The organism is Rhodococcus sp. SJ-2, assembly GCF_053750035.1.
The window spans coordinates 2685573-2708384 of record NZ_CM132340.1; the positions used below are offsets into that span (position 1 = coordinate 2685573).

Here is a 22812-nt window from a genome sequence, read left to right on the forward strand (position 1 = left end):
CTGCTCCAGGCGCTGTGCACCTGCATAGCATTGCGTGTGTAATGGATAACATACTCGGCGGGATATGGTCAACATCACACAGGTTATCCGCGCTAGGATGTCGCAAAGTTGCAGCCGTGCAACTGGTGAATGGAGGTCGATGGATGGCGTCGTCGCGCAGGCTCGGTGCACCGGATGCGAAGAATCGAACGGTCCTGCTCGACGCGGCCGAGGCGTTGATGATCGAAAAGGGCTACGCTGCCGTGACATCCAGGAAGGTTGCTGATGCTGCCGGCTTGAAGCCGCAGCTGGTGCACTACTACTTCAGGACGATGGACGACCTCTTCCTGGAGATCTTCCGCCGCCGTGCGGAGGAGGGTCTTGCTGTCCAGTCCGCGCTGGCGGACGCGCCCAACCCGCTTCGGGCGCTGTGGGAATTCAGTACGAACCCTGCGGGCGTCGCCGTGACCATGGAGTTCATCGCGATGTCACGTCATCGTGAGGCGCTGCGGAAAGAAATTGCGAACTATTCCGAACAGTTCCGCGTCGGTCAGCGAGAGGCGCTCGACAAAGTCCTCGACCGCGTGAACCTCTCCGAGAAGATACATCCGGTTGTGGTCTCGGTGCTCATGACGAGTTTGTCGCGTGTGCTGGTGATGGAGGAGTCTCTGGGGGTGACGGGAGGTCACGCGGAGACGGCCGAACTTGTCGAGTGGGTGTTGAGCAAATTCGATTGATTTGCCGTCTCTGCAGGTGAAGCTATGTATAAGCGCATTTATCCGCGTTTCGTCGATGCGCGTCCGTAAACGATCATTGCATTTGCGAGAACTCTCTTCTACTTTGATGCATGTCAGATGCTCGTTCGTGGAGTGACCGGCTCGGTTGGGAGTATCGGGGGATGTGCGGCCGGGGTGCCTGATTCAAGGTGCGTTCGGGCTGCTTGTTCTTCGCGGCCGGGCCGGAATCGCTCCTCGGTGTGAGTCGAGTTCATTTTCGCACGCGCACAGCATCTTTCGTGCAGAGTATGAGCGAAGGCCGATCCGGTATCGGCTGTGCTCTTCGAATTCTTCCGCTCGCGAAGGGGATCGACTGTGGCAGAAGAGGGTTCCACTTCCACGCATGAGCAGTCCGCCACCGATGAGATCGACGAATGGGCGCGGGGATACGTTCGACGTCACCCCGTGGCAGCCCTTGCAACTGTGGGCGAACAGTGCAAGCTCGGAGTCCGAACCATCCAGCATCTCGTCGTGGACATCGCGACTCTTCGTTTTCCCTTCGCGGAGTTCATCCGTCAAGCGGCATTCATGGCTTCGGCGTCCGCACTGCCCACAATGTTCGTTGCGATCCCGATCGGAGTGACTCTCTCGATCCAGTTCGGGTTGCTCGCCGGGCAGGTCGGAGCGACCTCCCTCGCGGGGGCGGCGAGTGGTCTCGCCGTGATCAAGCAGGGCGCTCCGATGGTTGCGGCGCTGTTGATGGCGTCGGCAGCGGGCTCGGCCGTGTGTGCAGACCTCGGTTCGCGGAAGATCAGAGACGAGATCGACGCTCTTGAAGTAATGGGGATCTCGGTGGTCCGGCGACTGGTGGTTCCGCGGTTCGCCGCGGCGATCCTGGTCGGTCTCGCACTGACCGGACTCGTGTGCTTCGTCGGATTTCTTTCCGGCTACCTGTTCAACACCTTCGTGATGAACGGAACACCGGGTAGCTTCGTCGCTACCTTCGCCTCGTTCGCGACGGTCGGCGATTTCGTCCTCACGATGATCAAGGCCATGGTGTTCGGGGCGATCGTCGCGGTGGTCGCGTGTCAGAAGGGACTGTCGACCAGCGGGGGCCCCGCGGGTGTGGCGAACTCGGTGAACGCGACAGTGGTCGCGTCGATTCTTCTCCTCATGGTTGTCAATGTCGCTTTCACCCAGCTTTACGTGCTGCTGTTCCCGCGGACGGGGTTCTGAAGTGGCTTCCCGTTATTTCCCTCCGGGCATAAGACCCATTGTCACCGCGGTGAGCAGTCAGGTGACAGTGATTGCCCGGCTCGGTCACATGGTGACCTTCCTGGTGCGGGCAATCGCTGCGATCCCCACCACGCTGCGGCATTACCGCAAGGAGTTTCTTCGGATCCTCTCCGACGTCACCTGGGGGAACGGCTCGCTCGTCGTCGGAGGCGGGACGGCAGGCGTGATAATCGTGCTCGGCGCAGCTGCCGGTGCGATCGTGGCGATCGAGGGATACAACGCGCTGCACCTCCTCGGTCTCGAGCCTGCCACCGGAATGATCTCGTCGACGGCCACGACCCGTGAACTTGCGCCCATCATGGCCTCTCTGGCCTTCGCGGCACAGGCCGGCTGCCGTTTCACTGCCCAACTCGGCGCGATGAGGATCTCCGAAGAGATCGATGCAATGGAGACGCTCGCGATCCGTTCGATACCGTTTCTCGTCACCACGCGTCTCCTGGCATCGGTGGTGGCAGTGATACCGCTGTACTTGGTCTGCCTGGCGGTCAACTATGTCGCGGTACAGGTGGTGATCGGCATGGCGGGGGGTGTTTCGTCCGGAACCTACGAACACTATTTCTCACTGGTGCTCAGTGGATCCGACGTCGTCTACTCATTGCTCAAGACCATCCTCTTCGTCATCATCACCACGACGATCCAGTGCTACTACGGCTACTACGCGGCCGGCGGCCCCCAGGGCGTCGGCACTGCAGCCGGACGAGCGATGCGCGCCAGCATCTCGGCGATGATCGTGATGAATCTGCTTCTGACTCTCCTGTTCTGGGGCCTCGGCTCCGGGGCAAGGCTCGGGGGGTAGGCCATGTCATTCCTATTGGAGAGTGACCCGAATCGGGTGACCGTACGCGGTCTGATGCTGCGAGGAGCCATCGCTCTTGTGGTGGCGATGCTGTTGGTCGCGGGAATTCTCGCCAAGATGAACGGGGTATTCGACAAGGGCCACCACGTCACCGCGGCGCTCACGGACGTCGGAGACGGTCTGCCCGCGAGATCCGACGTCAAGTTCCGGGGTGTACTGGTCGGGCAGGTCGACGACGTCACCCTCCCCGACGGGGACGGCCCCAACGTGGTGAACATCTCGATCCGGCCCGAGTACCTCGATGGAATTCCCGCGACAGTGACTGCGCGTGTGGTCCCCAGCAATGTCTTCGCCGTGTCGTCGGTCCAGCTTGTAGACAACGGCCCCGCACCCCACCTCGAGCAGGGGGCAACGATCCTGCAGGACGAGAGTCTCTCCACTGTGCAGCTCCAGACAGCACTGACGAAGCTTCGCGACCTCACCGCCGCGACCGCGCGCCTGAGCTCGCAGGAAACCCTGGGTGTCCTCGCTACAGTGGCGCAGGCGACCGATCGGCGGGGAGACGACATCGTCCGGGCCGGTGCACAATTGCAGCGAATCGTACGCGAGGTCAATGCGGTCGTCACACCCGACGGCAGTCCGTCGACATTGACCGCGCTGGCGAATGCAGTGGAGGGTTTGCAGCATTCGGCGCCGGAGTTGCTCGACGCTGTGAACCATGCCGTCGTACCCATGCGGACAATCGCGGAGAAGCAGGAACAGCTGTCCACCTTGTTCTTCGGGAGTGCCAATACCCTCTCCACGATGGCAACTTCGCTCGAGAACAACACCGACCGAATCATCGGGATCACTACTGAGCTCGAACCGGTGCTGGGAGTAGTGGCCGACGGTGCTCACGAATTCACCCCGATCGTCACCAGAATGAATTGGATCTCGGGAAAGTGGTGGACGGAATTCTGGCCCGCCGGCCAGCAGAACGGCAGGGGAGTGTTCGTCTTCCAGGCGACGCCCCATATCGCATACACGCGCACAGACTGTCCTCGCTACGGAGAGCTGGCTGCACCGAGCTGTTCCACGGCGCCCGACACCGGGGCACCGCCGGTAACCGAACAACTCGCGGCCACACGCACTATCGAGCGAGCGCCGATCGGAGGCAACGTGGGGCAGGTAGGTGGGCCCGCAGAGAAGGAGATCGTCGATCAGATTCTCGGCGGTGATCTGGGTGCGGCCGCAGATCTCCTTCTCGGACCCATCACACGTGGCGCCGACATCAGGGTGGTCCCCGAGCCGGAAGGAGCGCCGCGATGACGATCCGGAAGCCGTTGATCGGGCTCGTCGTGTTCCTGTTGATTTCTGCAGGGTTGACCTGGCCGGTCGTGGTCACACTCCAGCGAGGCGTCCAAGGCTCGACAAGTGCCTATTCCGCGGTGTTCAGCGATGTGTCGGGCCTACGTGTCGGTGACGACGTGCGGATGGCCGGCGTCCGTGTGGGGCGCGTCGACTCGATCTCTCTCGACGACACGGTTGCGCGAGTCTCCTTCAGCATCGACTCGACGCAGCAGGTGTTCGCGAACACCGAGGCGTCGATCACCTATCAGAACATCATCGGGCAGCGCTATCTCGGCCTGTCGTTGGGGGAGCACCCGGACACCGCGATCTTGGAGGCGGGGTCGGAGATCCCGGTGGAGCGGACCGAACCGTCCTTCGACATCTCCGTGTTGCTCAACGGTTTCGAACCGCTCTTCAGCGTGCTCGATCCAGAACAGGTCGACAACATCACAGCCGCTGTGATCGCTGCACTCCAAGGTGACGGCGGATCCGTGAGCACCCTGGTGGCGGAGACATCGAGACTTGCGGAGTCGATGGCCGAGCCGGACCGAATCCTCGGTGACATCATTGTGAACCTCGACGGCATCATCTCCGACCTCGCGTCACAGAGCGGTGAGATCGACTCGGTGATCACCGGCGCCCATTCGATCTTCGCGGAGCTGAATGCCCGGCGCCCGGAGCTCGTCGGTTCGCTCGACACGATCGCCACCACCGCCGACAGCCTTGCATCGCTCACCGGCGAGGTGCAGCCGGACCTGCAGGAAATCCTGCGCAGACAACCAGGTTTCACCGGCCACTTCGTCGACACCAAGCCAACGTGGGAGTACTTCGGATTCAACCTCCCCGGCCTTCTGAAGGGGTTGGCCCGTGTGAGTGAGGACGGTTCCTACCTGAACGCCTACCTGTGCAGCATCAACGCAACCCTCGTTCCCGAACTGAGTCATGTCATTCCGTCGATCGTGGCGGGGGCCACTCCCGGCGGCGAAATCAAGAACTCCCCGATCTGCAGGTGACGGAATGACACGGACAGGATCGACATTCGCTCGGAGATTTCGGTTGCGACCGGTCGAGTCGTACAGCGCTGTCGCTCTCGGTGTGGTGACCGTGGTGGCGATCATTGCCGTGTTGGTCGCGACAGTCGGGGTTGCCAATCTGGGCTTCGGAAAGTCGACCTATGAAGCGGAATTCGTCCAGGCGGCTCAGATCGCACCCGGTGACGGTGTGACGGTGGCGGGGATCCAGGTCGGCACTGTCGAAGGTGCGCGCCTCGAGGGTGATCACGTGGTCGTCGAGATGAAGATCGACAAGGGTGTGAGCCTGGGCGCGGACACCGTGGCGTCGATCAAACTCACCACGCTGCTGGGGTCGCGCTACGTCGAGTTGCGCCCTGCAGGAGAAGGGAGCATCCCGGACAATCGAATCCGCCTGTCCAATACCGTTGTCCCGTACGATCTCCAATCTGTACTCGCCGATGCGACGACCACCTTCGAGCAGGTCGATGCGGAACGGCTGGGCGCGACGCTGACCGAACTCTCCGGAGAACTGGACGGCCTTCCGGCGCTGATGCCGCAGGCTTTGGAAAACGTCGAGAACCTGTCGGGGGTCATCGCCGACCGGCGAGGTCAGATCGGATCGCTGGTATCCGCGACCTATCAGCTCACCGAAATCATTCGTGCGCAGCAGGCCGATCTCGGTTCACTCGTGCGTGATGGGACCGACATGGTGAATGAGCTGACGCTGCGTCAGAATCTGGTGGAGAGGTTGTTGTCGTCCACCAGTGGTCTTGTGCAGCAGCTGCATACGATCGTCGTCGACGATCGCGCGTCAATCGACGCATTGATCGCCGATCTCGACTCGATGCTGCAGAGTCTGGGCAATCAGGATGCACTGCTCCGCAACATTCTTCAGATCCTTCCGGTCCCGATCCGCAACTTCACGAACGCGACGGGTACCGGACCCGAACTGGATTTCACCTCCGTTGCCGGACCGTTCATCGACTCGTGGATGTGCGCGATCAGCGGAAATGCCGAACTCCATTCGCTCCCTCCCTATTTCGAGGACTGCCAATGAAGACACGTAGATGGTTGTCGATAGTGGCGGTGATTGCCGTTGTTGCAGGGGCTGCGTTCGTCGGAGTCCGATCGTGGTTCGCCGGCCACGACCAGATCACCGTCACCGCACAGTTCGACAACGGTGCAGGGCTTTACGTCGGGAACACCGTGGCGGTGCTGGGTATCAAGGTCGGCCGGGTGACCGCGATCGAACCGCAGGGGACTCATGTGGCAGTGACGATGAGTATCGACGGGTCCGTGGATATCCCGTCCGACGCGCAAGCAGTTGCGGTATCGACGTCGGTTCTGACAGACCGGCACGTGGAGCTGACCCCTGCGTACAGCGGTGGTGACACCCTTGCAGACGAGGCCCTGATCGGGCCCGAACGCACCAAGACCCCCATCGAGTTCGACCGACTCCTCGCGATGGCCGACACCATGGCCCTCGAACTGCAAGGCGACGGCGAGGGGAACGGAGCCGTCGCCGAACTCCTCGCGGCAGGTGCGGCCATGACGGACGGACAGGGCAGCAGTATCAGATCCGCCCTCGGTACGTTGTCGGAGGCGTTGACACTCGGCCCCGACGGAGGCGCCAAGACCCGCACCGAACTCACCGCGATCGTCGACAACCTGGCCGTGCTGTCCGAAGCCGCTGCGACCAACGACCAGGACATCCGCGAGTTCGGTGAAGCGACGAGTCGGATCAGCGCCGTACTGGCCGAATCCGGCATCGGTCTGGGCGACACCGGAACCATGATCAACGACATACTGATGCAGACCAACGATCTGCTCGTGGCCAATCGCGGTGCGGTGCAATCGACTGCGACGAACGCCGAGACCCTCACCCGTGCGCTCGCCGACTATCAGAGGGAGATCGGCGAGTTTCTGGACTTGACCCCGCTCCTGCTCAACAATGCCCACAACGTCATGGACCAGGAGAACGGCGGGGCGCGCGTGCACGGGTTGCTCGAGCGAGTCGCGTTCGACGGCATGGTGGTCAAGGAGATCTGCAATCTCATGGGAATGCAGGATCTGGGTTGTGACACAGGCACCGTTCGCGACTTCGGCCCGGATTTCGGGATGTCGGGGATGCTCGAAGGACTAGCGGGGATGCATCAGTGAATCTCAGGATCAGACGAAGCGCGGGCGCAGCGTGTGTGATGATCGCGGCGACGTCGACGGTTGCCTGCTCGGTGGGGCTGGAACAGCTCCCGCTGCCTGCTCCGGGTATGGACGGTGACTCGTACACGCTCACGGCGACATTCGAGAACGCTCTGAACCTCCCGACGAAGGCGAAGGTCAAGCTCGAGGGTGTGGATGTGGGCGAGGTCGAGGCGATGTCGGTTCAGGCCTATCAGGCGACCGTGACCATGCGCATCGCGGAGGGCGTCGTGGTGCCCGCAGGTAGCGGTGCCGAACTGCGCTCGGCGACCCCCCTCGGAGATGTCTTCGTCGCGCTACAGGCACCCGAAGGGTACGCTGCGGCTGCGCCCCCACTCGCCGACGGCGACGCAATTCCGATCACGGACACGTCGGCGGCCGCAACCATCGAGGAGTTGCTTTCGACCGCATCGATACTCGTCAACGGCGGTGCGGTACGCAACCTCACGAAGATCGTGAACGGGCTCGGTGAAGCGGTCGACGGTCGGGGCGCGAACATCGAGAGCCTTCTCGACGAATCCGCCCTCCTGGTTGCGCAACTCGGTGAACGATCGGCCGAGATCGAGCACTCCCTGACACAGACCGACATGCTCATCGCCACACTGGCGGAAAGAAAGTCGACGATCCGAGAGGTCGTTGCTGCGGCCGGTCCGGCGCTCGACGTCGTCGCCGCAGACACCGCGGAGATACTCGACCTCGTGACCCAGGTGGATCGGATCAGTGCACAGATGGCCAAATTTCCGTCGGTCAACGGAACGGATACGCGGTCGATGGTCGCCGACATCAATCGGATAGCGGCGGAACTCAACAACGCAGCGACGGCACCGGGTGCAAGCCTCGAGAGCGTCAACAGCCTGCTCGCTCCGATCATGAAAGTCACCAACTCGACGTCGGCGCACGCGGACGCAGACTGGGAGCAACTGATCATCGGTGCGATTCCATCGCCCGGACATTCCGGTGATCCTGGAAGCCGGCTTCCTGAGACATCGGACATCGACACGATGGTGGGTGCCATCACCCATTCCTTGCTGCGTCTGCAGGGCAGGTTGACAGGAGCGGGCGGGTGACCGAGAAGATGAGTGTGACAGACCGGATGGCAGCACCGGTAGTCGGTGCGGTCCGGACGGGGTATCGGCATCGTCTCGGATTGTCCTTGACGGCGCTCGCCACGACTCTCGTGCTCGGAATCGTCTATCTGGTGTTCGGCGTCTTCGAACTCAATCCTGCAGACCGAAAGATCCAGGTACAGGTGCATTTCGATCAGTCCGGCGGCATTCTCCCCGATCGCGACGTGACGTTGCGCGGAGTTCCGGTGGGCCGTGTGACATCGGTGGATCTCACCGATGACGGTGTGGTTGCGGTTGCTTCGATCGATTCGAAGACGAAGATTCCCCAAGGATCCGAGGTTCGTGTCGCGGGCCTGTCGCTTGCGGGGGAGCAGTACCTCGACTTCCGTCCGGCCACCGACGACGGACCGTACCTGACGGACGGCGCTGTGATCTCGACCCGAGATACCTCCACGCCGGTTCCGCTGTCCGACCTGATGAACGATCTCGACGGGATGCTCGCACAGATCGATCCCGCCGAAGTCCAGGTGATCGTCGAGGAGCTGGGAGTCGGCCCCGAGGCGCCCGACAAGCTGTCCGACATCATCGACGGAGGGACCTTCCTCATCTCGACGCTCGATTCCGTCTTGCCGCAAACTGTTTCGGTACTCAATACAAGCAAGGTGGTTCTCAATACGCTTGCCGAGGGTAGCCCGGGCCTTCAGTCCACATCGGCCAACCTGTCCGGACTGCTGCAAGGCGCCGAGGAGATGGACGCGGGTTTCCGGACCTTCGTCGACACTGCTCCCGCGACCCTCGGCGCAATCGACTCGATCATCGCAGACAATTCGCCGACGATGGTGCAACTGCTCGGCAATCTTGCGACGGTCTCACAGATGGCATACCTACGGGTGCCGGCTCTGCAGGAGTTCTTCTTCCCGACCGAGCGGGACGGCTCGACACTCGAGGCGATCGGATCAGCGTTCCATGACGGCGGTATATGGGCGTACGTCAATTTGTATCCGCGTTACACCTGCGATTACGACCTTCCTCGTCGGCCACCGGCGGTCCCGGATTTTCCGGAGCCCTACCTGTATACCTACTGCAACAACCCCGATCCGTCGGTTCTCATCCGTGGCGCCCGGAACGCTCCCCGGCCGCCCGGGGAGGAAGGGGAGGCCGCGCTTCCGCCGGGTGCAGACCCGGCTCGTACCGCCGACCCGACTCCGATTGGGCCGCTGTCGGTTCCCTTGACCTACGGAGGTCCGCCTGCCGAATACATCCACCCGCGGTGACCGAAACATTCGTGCACATCAGCCCTCTGGAAGGAGAATGCACACATGAGCAAGACCAGTTCTACCCTCGCAGCCGACGCAACCGCGACCGACACGGTCGTCCCGGCGAATCAGGACGTCGCCGACGAATCCAGTGCCGAGGAATCCGGTGCAGTGAACGCTGGTGCCGCGAAAACAGACCGCGACCGCACCGAGCCCGGCGCAGATCCGGGCCGACGCATGCGCCGGATTCGTACCGGCGTGCTCGTGGCGATCACCGTGGTGTCAGTGGCATGCGCCGCATTCTTTGCATGGAAGGCGCACGAGGTCAGGTCCGTCGACGCGGCGGCTACCGAGGCACTCGCGACCGCGCAGGAATACGCGGTGACGCTGACCTCGGTCAGTCCCGGTGAACTCGACAGCAACTTCGATGCAGTGTTGAACGGCGCCACCGGCGAGTTCAAGGAGATGTACGCGCAGTCGAGCGGCGAACTGCGCCAGCTCCTCGTCGACAACAACGCGCAGGCAGAAGGCACGGTGGTCGAAGCCGGCGTGAAGTCGGCAACGACCGATCGCGTCGAGGTGTTGCTGTTCATCGATCAGACGGTCACGAACTCGGTCGTCCCGGAACCGCGTCTCGATCGCAGTCGTGTCCTCATGACGCTCGAGCTCGTGGACGGCCGCTGGCTGGCCTCGCAGGTGGACCTTCCCTGATCTAGGAAAGCCGACCGTTCGGCAGAGGTGGCAGTGCGGTGGCCCCGAGCCACGCATCCCACAGTGGCCGCAGCGATACATCGGTGAATCTCGTTGCCAGATCGGTCAACTGGTCGGTGGTGACGTTGGAGTGCCGATACTCGGTCGTCCACATACGCACAAGGGTGAAGAAACTTTCGTCGCCGAGACGTAGTCGCAACGCGTGTAATGTGAGGGCACCGCGCTTGTAGATCCGGTCGTCGAACATGTCCTTGGGCCCGGGGTCGCCCAGAAGGATGTCCTGCGGCAGGCGGGCAAGCCTGGCGTGCGCCATCCGCGCGTGTTCGTGCGCCGATGATCCCCCGGAGTTCTCCGACCACAACCACTCCGCATAACACGCGAAGCCCTCGTGCAGCCAGATGTCCTTCCATCGTTTCAAGGTTAGGCTGTTTCCGAACCACTGGTGCGCCAACTCGTGCGCCACCAGTCGTTCCTCGTCGCGGTTGCCACTGCAGAAGTTCGCACCGAAGACCGACATTCCCTGCGATTCGATCGGGATCTCGAGGTCGTCGTCGGTGACGAGCGCGGTGTAATGCGCGAACGGGTACGGTCCGAACAGTCGCGTGAACACTTCGATCATCTGCGGCTGACGTCCGAAGTCCCTGTCGAACTTGGCGCGCAGCCTCGGCGGATGCACCGCGAACTGCGGGACGGGCGACGACGCAACCTTGCGGACCTCGTAATTCCCGATCTGCACGCTCGCGAGATAGGTCGACATCGGTTCGGGTTGCTCGTACACCCATGTGGTGCGACTGGCCTTCGTCGTCTTGCGGAGCAACGTCCCGTTGGAAATCACCTGGAACGGTGCGTCCGCAGTGATCGAGACTCGGTAGGTGGCCTTCGAACCGGGATGGTCGTCGCACGGAAACCACGTCGGTGCACCGTTCGGCTGGCTGGCGACCAGTGCACCCTCGTCGAGTTCTTCCCAACCGACGTCACCCCACATGGTGTGCCGAGGGGCGGGGGTACCGGCGTACTGGATGGAGAACGTGAGAACGGCCCCGACCGGGACGGTCTGCGAGGGTGTGACCGTCAGTTTGTCGTTGCGGTGGGTGAATTTCGACGGGCGTCGCCCATTGAGCGCCACTTTGGTCACGCGCATGGTCTGCGCGAGGTCGAGTGTGTACTTCGCCCGGACGTCGGTCGTGGTGGCGATGATCGTGGCACGCCCTTCGAGCCGATTGGCGCTCACCTTGTACGTCAGGTCCAGCTCGTACCGCGACACGAGATACCCTCGGTTCCCGCTCTGGGGGAGATACGTGTCGAGCGGGCGATCGGGCCCGGTAGGTGCTACCGGTTTCGCTGCTTTGAGCGGCTTCATCGCGGCGACCAATCACCGGGCCGGGACCACGGCGCAATCGGATTGCCCTGCCAGCGGGTGGAGGGGGGAACCACGTCGCCGCGCATGACGAGGGACGCAGGCCCCACAGTGGTACCTGCGCCGATTCCCGATGCGGGGAGCGCGACACATTGCGGGCCGAGCGTGGCGCCGGCGTCGAGGGTCACGGTGTCCATGGACATGATCCGATCATGGAACAGGTGGGTCTGAACCACGCACCCCCTCTCCACGGTCGCGCCGGGTCCCAGCGTGACGAGGTCGGCCTCCGGCAGCCAGTAACTTTCACACCACACACCACGACCGATCTTCGCGCCGAGACCGCGTAACCACAAGTTCATCACGGCGGTGCCGGGTGTCTGTTGACCGAACCACGGCGCGGCGACCATCTCGACGAAGGTATCGGATACCTCGTTGCGCCATACGAAGGAACTCCACAGCGGGTGTTCCTCCTGCCCGATGCGCCCGACGATGAGCCACTTCGCTGCGATGGTGATGATGCACGCCAGCGCACCGGCGGCCATCAGCACGAGTCCACTGACCAGTGCCGCGGTCGCGTAACCGCGATGGACGGCAATGGAGTTCAGCGAGAACAGCACCATCAGGCCGATTCCGAACGTGACCATCATCGGAACGAGGCGGAAGGTCTCGACGACTCCGCGCGCGATCTTCAGTTTCAGGGGCGGCTCGAATGTGCGACTCGAATCGGACTCGCCGGAGGCACGGCGCAACCGCACGGGGGGACTGCCGAGCCATGACGATCCCGACTTCGCCTTCTCCGGTGCGGCCGACAGGACCGCGACGAGGCCGTGCTTCGGCACGCGACGACCTGGTGCGGCCATGCCCGAGTTTCCGAGGAACGCCCGCTTGCCGACCTTGGCGCGCGAAATGTACAGCCAGCCGCCGCCGAGTTCGTACGAGGCGACCATGGTGTCGTCGGCAAGGAAGGCGCCGTCCGCGACCTTAGTGAACTTCGGGACCATGAGGACAGTGGAGGCCTCGACATCCTTGCCGATGTCGGCGCCGAGCAGCCGCAGCCAGATCGGAGTGAGCATCGACGCGTAGAGCGGGAACAGGAAGGTACGCGAGGAATCCATCAGGCGTTCGGTTGCCCAGACCTGCCACCCGACGCGGCTTCGGACCGGATGCCAGCCTTCGGCCATTCCGATCGACAGCAACCGCACGGTGATCAAGGTCAGCACCGCGAACACGGCCATGGTGAGAATTCCGCCTGCCGGGAGCATCGCAAGGGAACGGACGACGGCCTCGGACACACTCACGGTGTCCTTGACCCACCAGACGAGCAGTGCGACACCCGCGCCGATCGACATGATCGGAAGTCCTGCGAGAAGGATGGACGTGACACCGAATATGGGGACCCAGCGCGCGCCGCGGGGCGGATCCTCGGAAGGCCATTGCGGTTCGGCTTTTCCGGTTTTCTGCGCGGGTGAACCGGCCCAGTGCTGCGCAGCCTTGACGCGGCCGAATACGGCCGATCCTGCGGCAACCTCGGCGTTCTTGCCCACGCGTGAACCCGGGGCGAGAAACGAGCGTGCGCCGATCGAGGCACCGGCTCCGATCCTGATGCTTCCGATGTGGACGAGGTCGCCATCGACCCAGTACCCCGACAGATCCACCTCGGGTTCGATCGAGCAGCCGTCGCCGAGCACGAGCATGCCGGTGACCGGCGGAAGGGTGTGCAGGTCGACGCCCTGGCCGATCTTCGCGCCCAGCGCCCGCGCGTACTGGCGCATCCACGGCGCACCGGACAGATTGGTCGCGCCGGACGCCTCCGACAACCGCTGCGCGGTCCACAGCCGCAGGTGTACCGCGCCGCCGCGGGGATAACTGCCTGGCTTCAGCCCGCGCAGAAGTAGCCGCGCGCCCAGGACCGCCGTGCTCATCCGGCCGAGCGGTGAAAGGAACACGACGACGCCTGCTGCGATCCACCACCACGACAACGTCACGGTCCACGGAACATCGGTGGCCATTGCGATGATGTTGTTCAGAATCGCCAGCCACGTGATCCATTGGAGGCCGGTCAACGTCGTGAGGGGTACCGTCGCAGCGAGTTGGAGGAACTGCGCCCCTCGCGACACCGGGGTGACTTCGCGCGGAGCCGTGGTCTCCGTCGGGGCGAGTTCGTCGAGATAGCCGGCGAGGGACCCGAGCCGAGGCCGGTCGTAGAGTTCGGCGACCGTCATGTCGGGATAGCGCTCACGCAGTGCGGTGACGAGTTGCGCGGCGGACAGAGAACCTCCGCCGAGTTCGAAGAAGTCGTCGTCGAGTCCTTCGATGCGGGCGCCGAGCAGTGACGACCACAGTTCCGCGACCCATTCGGCGGTCGGAGGTAGTCCGAGCGCTTCGACCGAGTCGGCGTCGGCGCCGGGCAGCGGCCACGGCAGGGCATTACGATCGACCTTCCCGGACGTACGAGTGGGAAGCTCGTCGACGAGCGCGAGACGCGGTACGAGTGCTGCTGGAAGCTGTTCGGACAGCAGGTCGTGGGCGGAGGCAACGTCGAAGTCGGGATCGGTCGAGGCGATGTAGCCGACGAGAATCGAGCTTCCGGCCGAGGTCTTGCGGACAGCGCACGCACCACCGGCGACACCGGGCAGGTTCTGCAGGGCATTGTCGACCTCGCCGAGCTCGATGCGGCGTCCGCCGATCTTGACCTGGTCGTCGGCGCGTCCCTGGAAAAGGAGCCCCGCACTGTCGAGTACGACGAGGTCGCCGCTGCGATAGGCGCGATCCCAGCCGAGGGTGGGCATGGGCGCGTACTTCTCGGCGTCTTTCGCCGGGTCCAGGTAGCGGGCGAGCCCGACACCGCCGATCACGAGCTCGCCGGACTGTCCTTCGGCGACGGGATTGCCCTCGGTGTCTACGACCGCAAGATCCCAGCCGTCGAGTGGCAGACCGATCCGGATCGGTCCGGTGCCGTCCATGATGGCGGCGCACGCGACCACCGTCGCTTCGGTGGGGCCGTAGGTGTTCCACACTTCACGGCCGGGCACGGCGAGACGCTCGGCGAGGTCGGGCGGGCATGCTTCCCCGCCGAAGATGAGCAGGCGCACTGCTTCGAGTGCCTCGCCGGGCCACATCGCCGCAAGGGTCGGGACCGTGGAGACGACGTTGATGTTGCGAGAGACCAGCCACGGGCCGAGGTCCATTCCGGAGCGCACGAGCGAACGCGGCGCAGGAACGAGGCACGCGCCGTGCCGCCAGGCCAGCCACATCTCCTCGCATGATGCGTCGAATGCGACGGACAGACCTGCGAGGACCCGGTCGCTTGGGCCGAGAGGTTCTTCCCGGCAGAACAGGTTCGCTTCGGCGTCGACGAAGGCGGCGGCGTTGCGGTGTGTGACGGCGACACCCTTCGGGGTGCCGGTGGAACCCGAGGTGAAGATGATCCACGCGTCGTCGTCGAGGGCCGGTTCGCGTACGTCCGGTTCGTCGGCAGGAGGAGCGGTGCCGGGACCGATCCCCGCATCGGTGACGATCGCGGTCACCTTTGCTTCGGAGAAGACCAGCTCGGCACGCTCATCGGGGTCGTCGGCGTCTACCGGGACGTAGGCGGCGCCTGCGGCGAGAACGGACAAGATGGTGATGTAGAGGTCTTTGGACCCGGACGACATGCGCACCCCGACGCGATCGCCGGCGCCCACACCGGCCTCCGCGAGTCCACGTGCTCCTGCGCTGACCTGGTCGAGCAGTTCGGCGTACTCGAGCATCGTGGTGCCGTCGTCGATCGCAGGAGCGTGGGGGTGCGATTCGGCGCTGGCGCGAAGTACGTCGACGAGTGTGCGCGGCGCGGGTGCGTGTGATCCGCGCAGGAAGACTTCCGGTACGAGCGACGTGTCGTCGGCTGCGGGCGGGGGTTGAGCAGACAATCCGCTGTCCTTCTACTCGGGTGGGCGATCCGGGTTATTTCACGTGAAGGTGGACAACAGATGAACGTTCGGTACGCGCAGCGAGCGGGTGGGGGTGTGCGGTGTCACGCCTCAGAGCAAAGCACGATGGTGGTTCCTCCGCAGGTCAGAAGGAGAAATTCTCTTTCGGCCGGAGACCGTGCGGAGGGCCTCGACGGGATGCCGACTTGACACGCAGTGTGCCCGGTGTCATTGTCTTCGGCAGGTCATGAGTACCAGCGTCAAGCCCCGGCTCGCTGGTCGGCAACCCTCCGCCGCGGTGGGGTGCTCCGGGTGACGACCTGGCTGACGTACCGAACCCGGACGCAGCAAGCGCGGACTCCGCCGGCGAACGATTCACCATCGTCGTGGCGATCACCGACGGGTCCCTGATCGATGAGGGAAATTCGTCATGACTGTTGCTACTTCCACCTGTATCGCTCCCTTTGCTCGCGTGTCGGGCTGTGACGTGCAGGTTCCTCTGGTGCAGGGCGGAACCTGCAGCTACGCGAACTTCGACTATGCGGCGAGCGCACCGGCTCTGGAGAGTGTGACGGACCGGATTTCCGAGCTGTTGCCGTTCTACGCCAGCGTGCACCGTGGTGCGGGTTATGCCTCGCGCATCAGCACCACGAGCTACGAGGAGTCGCGTGAGTCGGTTTCCCGGTTCGTCGGTGCCGACGAGGACCAGGTCGTGGTCTTCACCCGAAACACCACGGATTCGATCAACCTGCTCGCCGGTGCAGTCCCCGGCGACGTGGTGGTACTCGACATCGAGCATCATGCGAACTTGTTGCCGTGGAAGAACACTCGTGTGGTCGAAGCTGCGGATTCGGTTTCGGAAACCGTGTGGCGGATCGCCGTCGAGCTCGAGCGTGCGCCGACGGCACTGCTTGCCATCACGGGAGCGTCCAATGTGACCGGCGAGGTGCTGCCGATTGCCGAACTCGCCGAACTCGCCCACGCGTGCGGCGCACGGATCTTCGTCGACGGTGCCCAGCTGGTTCCGCATCGCCGCGTCGACCTCGCCGAGCTCGGCGTCGACTATCTCGCGTTCTCGGGCCACAAGCTGTACGCGCCGTTCGGTGCCGGGGTGCTCGTCGGACGTCGCGACTGGCTCGATGTCGCGGAGCCGTACCTCGCCGGGGGCGGAGCAGTACGTGAGGTCGCCCTCGACCGCACCGAATGGGCGTGCGCCCCTGCCCGGCACGAAGCCGGGTCCCCGAACGTGCTGGGGGTCGCGGCGATCGCTGCCGCGTGCGACACTCTCGCGTCGCACGACGCCGAGGCAGCTGCGCGTCACGAGGAGCTGTTGTGCGCGCAGCTTGTCGATGGCCTGCACGACATCTACGGCGTGGAAATCCTTAGGCTGTGGGATGATTCGGCAGACTGCGTCGGGATCGTGACCTTCGGTATCGATGGTTTCGAGCCCGGCGAGATAGCCGCGTACCTCTCGGCCGAACACGGCATCGGTGTTCGTGACGGGCGTTTCTGCGCCCACCCGTTGCTCGCCCGCGTCGGCCTTCCCGGTGGTGCGGTGCGCGCCTCGCTGGGATTGGGTAGTTCCTCGGCGGACGTCGATCGTCTGCTCGCGGCGCTTCGGCAGCTGGTGGCGAGCGGGCCGCAGTGGTCGTATTCCAAGGTCGAGGGGGCCTGGAGCCCGTCGCCGGAGACCCGGATCGGCCTTACGCAGTCGGGCGACGGTGCGGCGGAGTGCGTCTGATGATCGCCGCAGCGATCGACAATTCCCCGCGAGATCAGTAGGGTTTTCTCATGGCAGTGTGGAGTTCGGCGCAGGCAGCGGCCCAGTGGTGCCGCCGCCACGTCGACCTGTGCCGCACGGCCTCCTGCATCTGTTCGGACTGACGAGGTTCCCGTTCCTGCTTTTTCGATGCCGAGTTCGGCATATCGAGAGGAATTCTCATGTCCTACAGTAGTATTTCTTCAGCCGAGTCCCTGCGTGTCGCAGTCGAATTCGTAGATGGTTCAGGGCCAGATGTGTGGGCGGATCTCACCGTCGATCGCGACGGCGGTGGGCCGCTCGACCTCAGTGCTGCTCCGCGCACCGTCGTGCGGGTGCGCGCCGCAGATCTGCGGGAAGCGCGCAAGCTGCGCGATCGGGCACGAGCCGATGCCTCGGCGGAAGGCCGCGACCCCGACGCCCTCACGGTGCTGGTCGACCTCGAAGTGATCGTCGACCTCGAAGCGCGCGTGGCTCGTCGCCGTGCTCAGGATGCGTGGCGCCGGGCAGGCGGGGGAGCAGCGGGCCTGTCCTACGTCGGTACTCCGACCGGGCTGGCCGGCCTGATCGCCGATATTCATGCCGTGAAGGTCGCCGACGGCGTCACCCTGATCCCGGTGGCCGGTGGCATCACGGTCGACAACATCGTCGATGGAACCCTGCCGTGGCTCGAGTCTCGCGGACTCATCGAGATCTCACCGTCGTCGGCGGAGTTGGGGCGCAGGTTCGCCGCAGGCAGAGGTCGCGCCACTGATCGTCCGGACGGTCGTGTGGCCCTCGCATCCTGACCTCCTGCACGTTGTGATCAGTCGACCTCGAGGTCGACGCCCGCAGTGATCCGCAGGAGTTCGGTGTACGAGGTGCGGAAGAGGGTGTCCAGGCTCCCTCCCGATGCCCACAGTTCGGGGTATCCCGCCAAAGCGCAGTCGACGTAGGTCGGCAGATTGGTGGGGTGCCCCAGCGGTGCCACACCGCCCGGTTGTTGCCCGGTGACCTCGGCGATCAAGTCGTCGGGTGCGGGAGTGAGGGTGCCGGCCAGCCTGGCGCCGGCCCGCTCGAGTGAGACCCGGTGCGCGCCCGAGACGAGAACCAGTATCGGCTCCTCGTCGAGAAGGAGTACGAGGGACTCGACGATGGCTCCGACGTCGACCCGCACTGCGGCTGCTGCCTGTTCGGCGGTGCGCACCGGCGTCGACTGCGTGGTGATCAGGCCGTGATGTCCTCGGGCGATGAGGGTGTCGGCGACACGGGCAGCATTCGGGTGCAGAGGCCTGGGCATGATGCCACCCTATGAAAACCGGTGACTGCTGTGACCGGATCCAGAAGGATCGACGTGATCGGAAGCTCGATGCGGTTTACACGCTCAAATATTACTCTCGAGTAATGACTGATTCATCCAGTTGGAAGGCGTTCACCGTAGAGCGCACCGAACACGTCGCCCAGGTCACGCTCATCGGCCCGGGCAAAGGCAACGCGATGGGGCCGGACTTCTGGTCGGAACTACCGCAGATCTTCGCGCAACTCGACACCGACCCCGAGGTTCGCGCCGTCGTGCTCACCGGCTCCGGCAAGCACTTCTCGTACGGTCTCGACCTTCCTGGCATGGCCGGTGAGCTCGGGCCGGTGCTGGCCGACAAAGCGCAGGCGAAGCCCCGCACCGATTTCCACGCCATGGTCAAGCGCATGCAGGGCGCCATCACGGCCGTCGCCGACTGTCGTAAGCCCGTCGTCGCTGCGATCTCGGGATGGTGCATCGGCGGCGGCGTCGACCTCGTCTCGGCGGCCGACATCCGCTACGCCAGCGCCGACGCCCAGTTCAGCGTCCGTGAGGTCAAGGTCGGTATGGTCGCCGACGTGGGGAGCCTCGCGCGACTTCCCCGGATCATCGGTGACGGGCACCTACGTGAACTCGCGCTGACCGGCAAGGACATCGACGCCGCACGCGCCGAGAAGATCGGTCTCGTGAACGACGTCTTCGACGACGCCGCAGCAACACTCGCCGCAGCGCACGCGAGCGCGGCCGAGATCGCAGCCAACCCCCCGCTCGTGGTCCACGGCATCAAGGACGTCCTCGACCACACACGGTCCGCGCAGGTCGACGACAGTCTTCGTTATGTCGCGGCCTGGAACTCGGCGTTCTTGCCGTCCGAAGACCTCACCGAAGCGATCGCGGCCGTGATGCAGAAGCGCACGCCGGAGTTCAAGGGGCGCTAGGACGCGCCCTGCAGCAAGACGACATCTCCGGGCCGATTTCGTGATCGGCCGGGAGATGTCGTCTTCAGGGGACGCGGTGCCTGCCGTCGTCCTACGGACTTCGGTGTCCGCATCGTCCTACGGACTCAGTGTCCGCCGTTGTCCTTCAAGCGCGCGATCGACGCGGTTACTTCGGCCTCGGCGTCGGCCCGGCCCGCCCAATCGGCAGCTTCGACATGCTTGCCCGGCTCGAGGTCCTTGTAATGCACGAAGAAGTGCTTGATTGCGTCGAGCTCGAACTGCGGCACATCGCTGATGTCCTGGATGTGATCCCAGCGCGGGTCACCGGCCGGAACGGCCAGGACCTTGTCGTCTCCGCCTGCCTCGTCGACCATCTTGAACATGCCGACCGGACGTGCATCGACGATCACGCCGGGGTACACGGACTCGGGGAGCAGCACAAGGCAGTCGAGCGGATCGCCGTCCTCACCGAGAGTGTTCTCGATGTAGCCGTAGTCGGCGGGGTAACCGAAGGAGGTGTAGAGGTAGCGGTCGAGCTTGACGCGGCCGGTCTCGTGATCGACCTCGTACTTGTTGCGCTGCCCCTTGGGGATCTCGATGGTGACCTCGAACTCCACGCCTTGCCTCACTTCGTCGATGTTTGCCAGTCGATACGACGTCCGTATCTGCGGCGATGGTCCGCAGTGAGGATAACCGTCCCGACGCTACGCTGTAGGTGCAGGTACCGGACCACCACGCGACCACCAAGGGCGCGAGTGTGTTGGACACAGCGGAGGCGCGTTGGCGGGGCAAGGCAAGAGCAAGAAGCAGGGCGGACTCGAGACCCGTAAACGTCGGAGCTTCCGGATCCTGCTCGGTATCTGGATCGTGGGCTTCCTGGCGCTGGTGGTCGGTGGCGCGTTCGCGGTGTACGACGTCCGCAGCACTGCATCAGCCGCGGTGGTCCCCGCCCCCGCGCCCGTCGTCGCTGCGCCGCAGGTCGCAGCCGTCACCGACTCCGCCCCCGCACCCAGCCCCTCCGGGCTCGCCACTGCACTCGGCGCTGCCGTCGCGAACCCGGGACTCGGCGCATTCACCGGATCGGTCACCGACGCCGCGACGGGCACTGTGCTCTGGTCACACGAGCCCGACCGTCCGATGACACCGGCGTCCACCACGAAACTGCTCACGGCAGCAGCGGCGCTGATCGCCCTGCCGAGCGACCATCGGGTCACGACGAAGGTGGTGTCCGGATCCCGGCCGGGCGAGATCGTGCTGGTCGCGGGGGGCGACCCGACACTGACAGCGCAGCCCGCCGGTCAGGACGGCTTCTATCCGGGCGCTCCGCGCATCGCCGACCTCGCCGACCAGATCACACGTTCCGGAAGTGTGGTCGACACCGTGCTCGTCGACACCGGTGCGTACAGCGGCGAGCTCCTCGCACCCGGATGGTTCCCCGAGGACGTCCCCGCGGGCTTCGTTGCCCCGATCGAGCCGGTGATGCTCGACAGTGGGCGATCCGACCCGCTCGAAGACGAATCGCCGCGCAGCGCCACACCCGCCCTGGACGCGGGCCGGGCACTTGCCACTGCACTCGGCGCAGATCCTGCAACAGTGGCTCTCGCGTCTGCCCCTCCCGGTGCGACCCCCATGGCATCGGTGCAATCGGCACCGCTGCGCGACCGGCTCGGCCAGATGGTGAGCCGTTCCGACAATGTGCTCGCCGAGGCAATCGGTCGTGAGGTCGCGATGGAGGCCGGGGTCGGGGCTTCCTTCTCCGATGCCACCGGTGCCGTCCTGCGTGTGCTGCAGGGCGCGGGCTTCGACACCTCCGGGGTAACGCTTGTCGACCTCAGCGGCCTTTCGGTCGACGACCGGATCCCCGCCGGTCTGCTCGACTCCATCATGGCGGCCGCCGCGGCACCGGACCGTGAGGAACTGCGTCCCATACTCGACTACTTGCCTGTCGCCGGAGGCACCGGCACCCTCGCTGATCGCTACGGTGCGACGAATCGCGCCGGAGCCGGGTGGGTTCGAGCCAAGACGGGCACACTGAATCTGGTGAGTGGACTTTCGGGCTATGTCGTCGACGTCGACGGTCGGGTGCTCTCGTTCGCGTTGCTGTCCAACGATCGTTCCCCCGGTGAGGCCAGGCCCGCGCTCGATGCGGTGGCCGCGGTCCTCCGAGAATGCGGATGCCGATGAGTGGCGCCGACCGCGCACTCGGCGACGCGATCGATTGGTCGTTCGCGGCGGGAGTCGGCGCGCGGCTGGCGCGGCCCGCGCCTGCGATGTCGCGCTACACATACGACACCGCGGCCGCTGAACTCGCGTCCGCGTCGGATCGGGCCGAGGCGCCGGTCCGGGATCTGACCGGTCTCGGGGACGGCGCCGCGCCGCGGCCTGCACTCGTCGTCGACCGGCCGGGGTGGGTCCACGCGGCTGCCGCTTCGATGTCCGAACTGGTCGGCGAAGGGGAGAACCGCTCGTGGGCCGCGAAGCCCGCAGGAGCGCAGGCCGGTGCGATGCTCGCCTATCTGTCCTCGGCGGTGCTCGGACAGTACGACCCGTTCTCCAGGACGCTGCTGCTGGTCACCCCGAATGTCGTCGCCGTCGAACGGGCCCTGAAGGTGCCCACCGCAGACTTCCGGCTTTGGGTATGCCTGCACGAGGTAACCCACAGGGTGCAGTTCGCGGAGGCACCCTGGATGGCCGACCTCATGCGCGACGCCGCCGGGGAACTCTCGGCAGCCGTCGACGAGCCGATCGGCGACATCGCCAGGCGCCTGATCTCGGCTGTCCGTGACCTGCGCGAACCCGAAGGCAAACCGATGTCGCAGCGCGGCATGCTCGGCCTGATGCGTGCGCTGCAGGCCGAACCGCAACGCGAAAGCCTCGACCGGATGCTCGCGCTGGGCACCCTTCTCGAGGGGCACGCGGACCATGTCATGGACGCGGTCGGACCGTCAGTGGTTCCCTCGGTGGTCCGCATCCGTCGTGCGTTCGACAGCCGGCGGCGACGCAGCAGCAATCCGATCCACCGCGTCATCCGCATCCTGCTCGGGATGGACGCGAAGATCGCGCAGTACGTCCACGGCAAGAGGTTCGTCGACGCCGTCGTGGAGAAGGTGGGGATGGAGCGGTTCAACGTGGTCTGGTCCGGGCCGGACGCACTGCCGACACTCGGCGAGATCGACAAGCCCGAAGCCTGGATCGCGCGAGTGCTGGGCTGA

Annotated in this window: 20 protein-coding genes and 1 riboswitch; of the genes, 16 read left to right on the plus strand and 4 right to left on the minus strand. The window is 64.7% G+C overall.

Features of this window, described 5'->3' with window-relative positions:
• Positions 1–143: 143 nt before the first annotated feature.
• From ACSYG9_RS12575 to ACSYG9_RS12620, 10 genes are all read left to right on the plus strand, one after another.
• On the plus strand, positions 144–716 hold the full coding sequence (locus tag ACSYG9_RS12575) for a TetR/AcrR family transcriptional regulator (protein WP_454842679.1): 573 nt from the start codon (positions 144–146) through the stop codon (positions 714–716).
• A 354-nt stretch (positions 717–1070) separates the two neighbouring features.
• The gene (locus ACSYG9_RS12580) at positions 1071–1931 is read left to right on the plus strand and encodes an MlaE family ABC transporter permease (RefSeq protein WP_247274599.1); all 861 of its coding nucleotides are present in this window, start codon (positions 1071–1073) and stop codon (positions 1929–1931) included.
• Between the two features lies 1 nt (position 1932).
• Entirely contained in the window at positions 1933–2787 is an 855-nt protein-coding gene (locus ACSYG9_RS12585) for an ABC transporter permease (RefSeq protein WP_454842681.1), read from the plus strand.
• A 36-nt stretch (positions 2788–2823) separates the two neighbouring features.
• On the plus strand, positions 2824–4095 hold the full coding sequence (locus tag ACSYG9_RS12590) for an MlaD family protein (RefSeq protein WP_454842682.1): 1272 nt from the start codon (positions 2824–2826) through the stop codon (positions 4093–4095).
• The gene (locus ACSYG9_RS12595) at positions 4092–5129 is read left to right on the plus strand and encodes an MCE family protein (protein WP_454842684.1); all 1038 of its coding nucleotides are present in this window, start codon (positions 4092–4094) and stop codon (positions 5127–5129) included. The genes ACSYG9_RS12590 and ACSYG9_RS12595 overlap by 4 nt, the downstream gene beginning before the upstream one ends.
• A gap of 4 nt (positions 5130–5133) precedes the next feature.
• Positions 5134–6186: an MCE family protein gene (locus ACSYG9_RS12600; RefSeq protein WP_454842686.1), complete on the plus strand. Its 1053-nt coding sequence runs from the start codon at positions 5134–5136 to the stop codon at positions 6184–6186.
• On the plus strand, positions 6183–7289 hold the full coding sequence (locus ACSYG9_RS12605; protein WP_454842688.1) for an MCE family protein: 1107 nt from the start codon (positions 6183–6185) through the stop codon (positions 7287–7289). The genes ACSYG9_RS12600 and ACSYG9_RS12605 overlap by 4 nt, the downstream gene beginning before the upstream one ends.
• Positions 7286–8395, plus strand: a complete 1110-nt coding sequence (locus ACSYG9_RS12610) for an MCE family protein (RefSeq protein WP_454842690.1) — start codon at positions 7286–7288, stop codon at positions 8393–8395. Before ACSYG9_RS12605 ends, ACSYG9_RS12610 begins: the two co-directional genes overlap by 4 nt.
• Positions 8392–9669: an MlaD family protein gene (locus ACSYG9_RS12615; RefSeq protein ID WP_454842691.1), complete on the plus strand. Its 1278-nt coding sequence runs from the start codon at positions 8392–8394 to the stop codon at positions 9667–9669. Before ACSYG9_RS12610 ends, ACSYG9_RS12615 begins: the two co-directional genes overlap by 4 nt.
• Before the next feature lie 45 nt (positions 9670–9714).
• Positions 9715–10362: a hypothetical protein gene (locus tag ACSYG9_RS12620; protein WP_454842693.1), complete on the plus strand. Its 648-nt coding sequence runs from the start codon at positions 9715–9717 to the stop codon at positions 10360–10362.
• A 1-nt stretch (position 10363) separates the two neighbouring features.
• On the opposite strand, the gene ACSYG9_RS12625 is transcribed toward ACSYG9_RS12620, so the two are convergent.
• A complete protein-coding gene (locus tag ACSYG9_RS12625) occupies positions 10364–11722 on the minus strand; it encodes a M1 family metallopeptidase (RefSeq protein ID WP_454842695.1) in 1359 nt (452 codons plus the stop codon).
• Complete coding sequence (locus ACSYG9_RS12630; RefSeq protein WP_454842697.1) at positions 11719–15627, minus strand: Pls/PosA family non-ribosomal peptide synthetase; 3909 nt, start codon at positions 15625–15627, stop codon at positions 11719–11721. Before ACSYG9_RS12630 ends, ACSYG9_RS12625 begins: the two co-directional genes overlap by 4 nt.
• 243 nt (positions 15628–15870) lie before the next feature.
• Positions 15871–15987, plus strand: a riboswitch (SAM riboswitch).
• Positions 15988–16057: 70 nt separating this feature from the next.
• Here ACSYG9_RS12630 and ACSYG9_RS12635 point away from each other — a divergent pair.
• From ACSYG9_RS12635 to ACSYG9_RS12645, 3 genes are read left to right on the plus strand one after another with little or no spacing between them, the layout of a single operon-like run.
• Complete coding sequence (locus tag ACSYG9_RS12635; protein WP_454842698.1) at positions 16058–17368, plus strand: aminotransferase class V-fold PLP-dependent enzyme; 1311 nt, start codon at positions 16058–16060, stop codon at positions 17366–17368.
• A gap of 50 nt (positions 17369–17418) precedes the next feature.
• A complete protein-coding gene (locus tag ACSYG9_RS12640) occupies positions 17419–17511 on the plus strand; it encodes a putative leader peptide (protein ID WP_374229930.1) in 93 nt (30 codons plus the stop codon).
• 57 nt (positions 17512–17568) lie between these two features.
• Positions 17569–18174 carry a hypothetical protein gene (locus ACSYG9_RS12645; protein ID WP_440122861.1) on the plus strand — a complete coding sequence of 202 codons (606 nt, stop codon included), beginning with the start codon at positions 17569–17571 and terminating at the stop codon, positions 18172–18174.
• 17 nt (positions 18175–18191) lie between these two features.
• On the opposite strand, the gene ACSYG9_RS12650 is transcribed toward ACSYG9_RS12645, so the two are convergent.
• Entirely contained in the window at positions 18192–18665 is a 474-nt protein-coding gene (locus tag ACSYG9_RS12650) for a YbaK/EbsC family protein (protein ID WP_440122862.1), read from the minus strand.
• Positions 18666–18769: 104 nt separating this feature from the next.
• On the opposite strand from ACSYG9_RS12650, the gene ACSYG9_RS12655 reads away from it, so the two are divergent.
• Positions 18770–19600: a crotonase/enoyl-CoA hydratase family protein gene (locus ACSYG9_RS12655; RefSeq protein ID WP_454842700.1), complete on the plus strand. Its 831-nt coding sequence runs from the start codon at positions 18770–18772 to the stop codon at positions 19598–19600.
• 125 nt (positions 19601–19725) lie between these two features.
• Here ACSYG9_RS12655 and ACSYG9_RS12660 read toward each other — a convergent pair whose 3' ends face one another.
• Positions 19726–20217, minus strand: a complete 492-nt coding sequence (locus tag ACSYG9_RS12660; protein WP_169688433.1) for an inorganic diphosphatase — start codon at positions 20215–20217, stop codon at positions 19726–19728.
• Positions 20218–20380: 163 nt separating this feature from the next.
• Between ACSYG9_RS12660 and dacB the strand changes: the two genes are divergently transcribed.
• Positions 20381–21784, plus strand: a complete 1404-nt coding sequence (gene dacB, locus ACSYG9_RS12665) for a D-alanyl-D-alanine carboxypeptidase/D-alanyl-D-alanine endopeptidase (RefSeq protein WP_440122864.1) — start codon at positions 20381–20383, stop codon at positions 21782–21784.
• Complete coding sequence (locus ACSYG9_RS12670; RefSeq protein ID WP_440122865.1) at positions 21781–22812, plus strand: zinc-dependent metalloprotease; 1032 nt, start codon at positions 21781–21783, stop codon at positions 22810–22812. The genes dacB and ACSYG9_RS12670 overlap by 4 nt, the downstream gene beginning before the upstream one ends.

Coding starts and splice junctions, on each gene's coding strand:
- ACSYG9_RS12575 (WP_454842679.1), top strand. CDS start 144: ATGGCGTCGTCGCGCAGGCTCGGTGCACCGGATGCGAAGAATCGAACG.
- ACSYG9_RS12595 (WP_454842684.1), top strand. CDS start 4,092: ATGACGATCCGGAAGCCGTTGATCGGGCTCGTCGTGTTCCTGTTGATT.
- ACSYG9_RS12600 (WP_454842686.1), top strand. CDS start 5,134: ATGACACGGACAGGATCGACATTCGCTCGGAGATTTCGGTTGCGACCG.
- ACSYG9_RS12605 (WP_454842688.1), top strand. CDS start 6,183: ATGAAGACACGTAGATGGTTGTCGATAGTGGCGGTGATTGCCGTTGTT.
- ACSYG9_RS12620 (WP_454842693.1), top strand. CDS start 9,715: ATGAGCAAGACCAGTTCTACCCTCGCAGCCGACGCAACCGCGACCGAC.
- ACSYG9_RS12625 (WP_454842695.1), bottom strand. CDS start 11,722: ATGAAGCCGCTCAAAGCAGCGAAACCGGTAGCACCTACCGGGCCCGAT.
- ACSYG9_RS12635 (WP_454842698.1), top strand. CDS start 16,058: ATGACTGTTGCTACTTCCACCTGTATCGCTCCCTTTGCTCGCGTGTCG.
- ACSYG9_RS12640 (WP_374229930.1), top strand. CDS start 17,419: ATGGCAGTGTGGAGTTCGGCGCAGGCAGCGGCCCAGTGGTGCCGCCGC.
- ACSYG9_RS12645 (WP_440122861.1), top strand. CDS start 17,569: ATGTCCTACAGTAGTATTTCTTCAGCCGAGTCCCTGCGTGTCGCAGTC.
- ACSYG9_RS12650 (WP_440122862.1), bottom strand. CDS start 18,665: ATGCCCAGGCCTCTGCACCCGAATGCTGCCCGTGTCGCCGACACCCTC.
- ACSYG9_RS12655 (WP_454842700.1), top strand. CDS start 18,770: ATGACTGATTCATCCAGTTGGAAGGCGTTCACCGTAGAGCGCACCGAA.
- ACSYG9_RS12670 (WP_440122865.1), top strand. CDS start 21,781: ATGAGTGGCGCCGACCGCGCACTCGGCGACGCGATCGATTGGTCGTTC.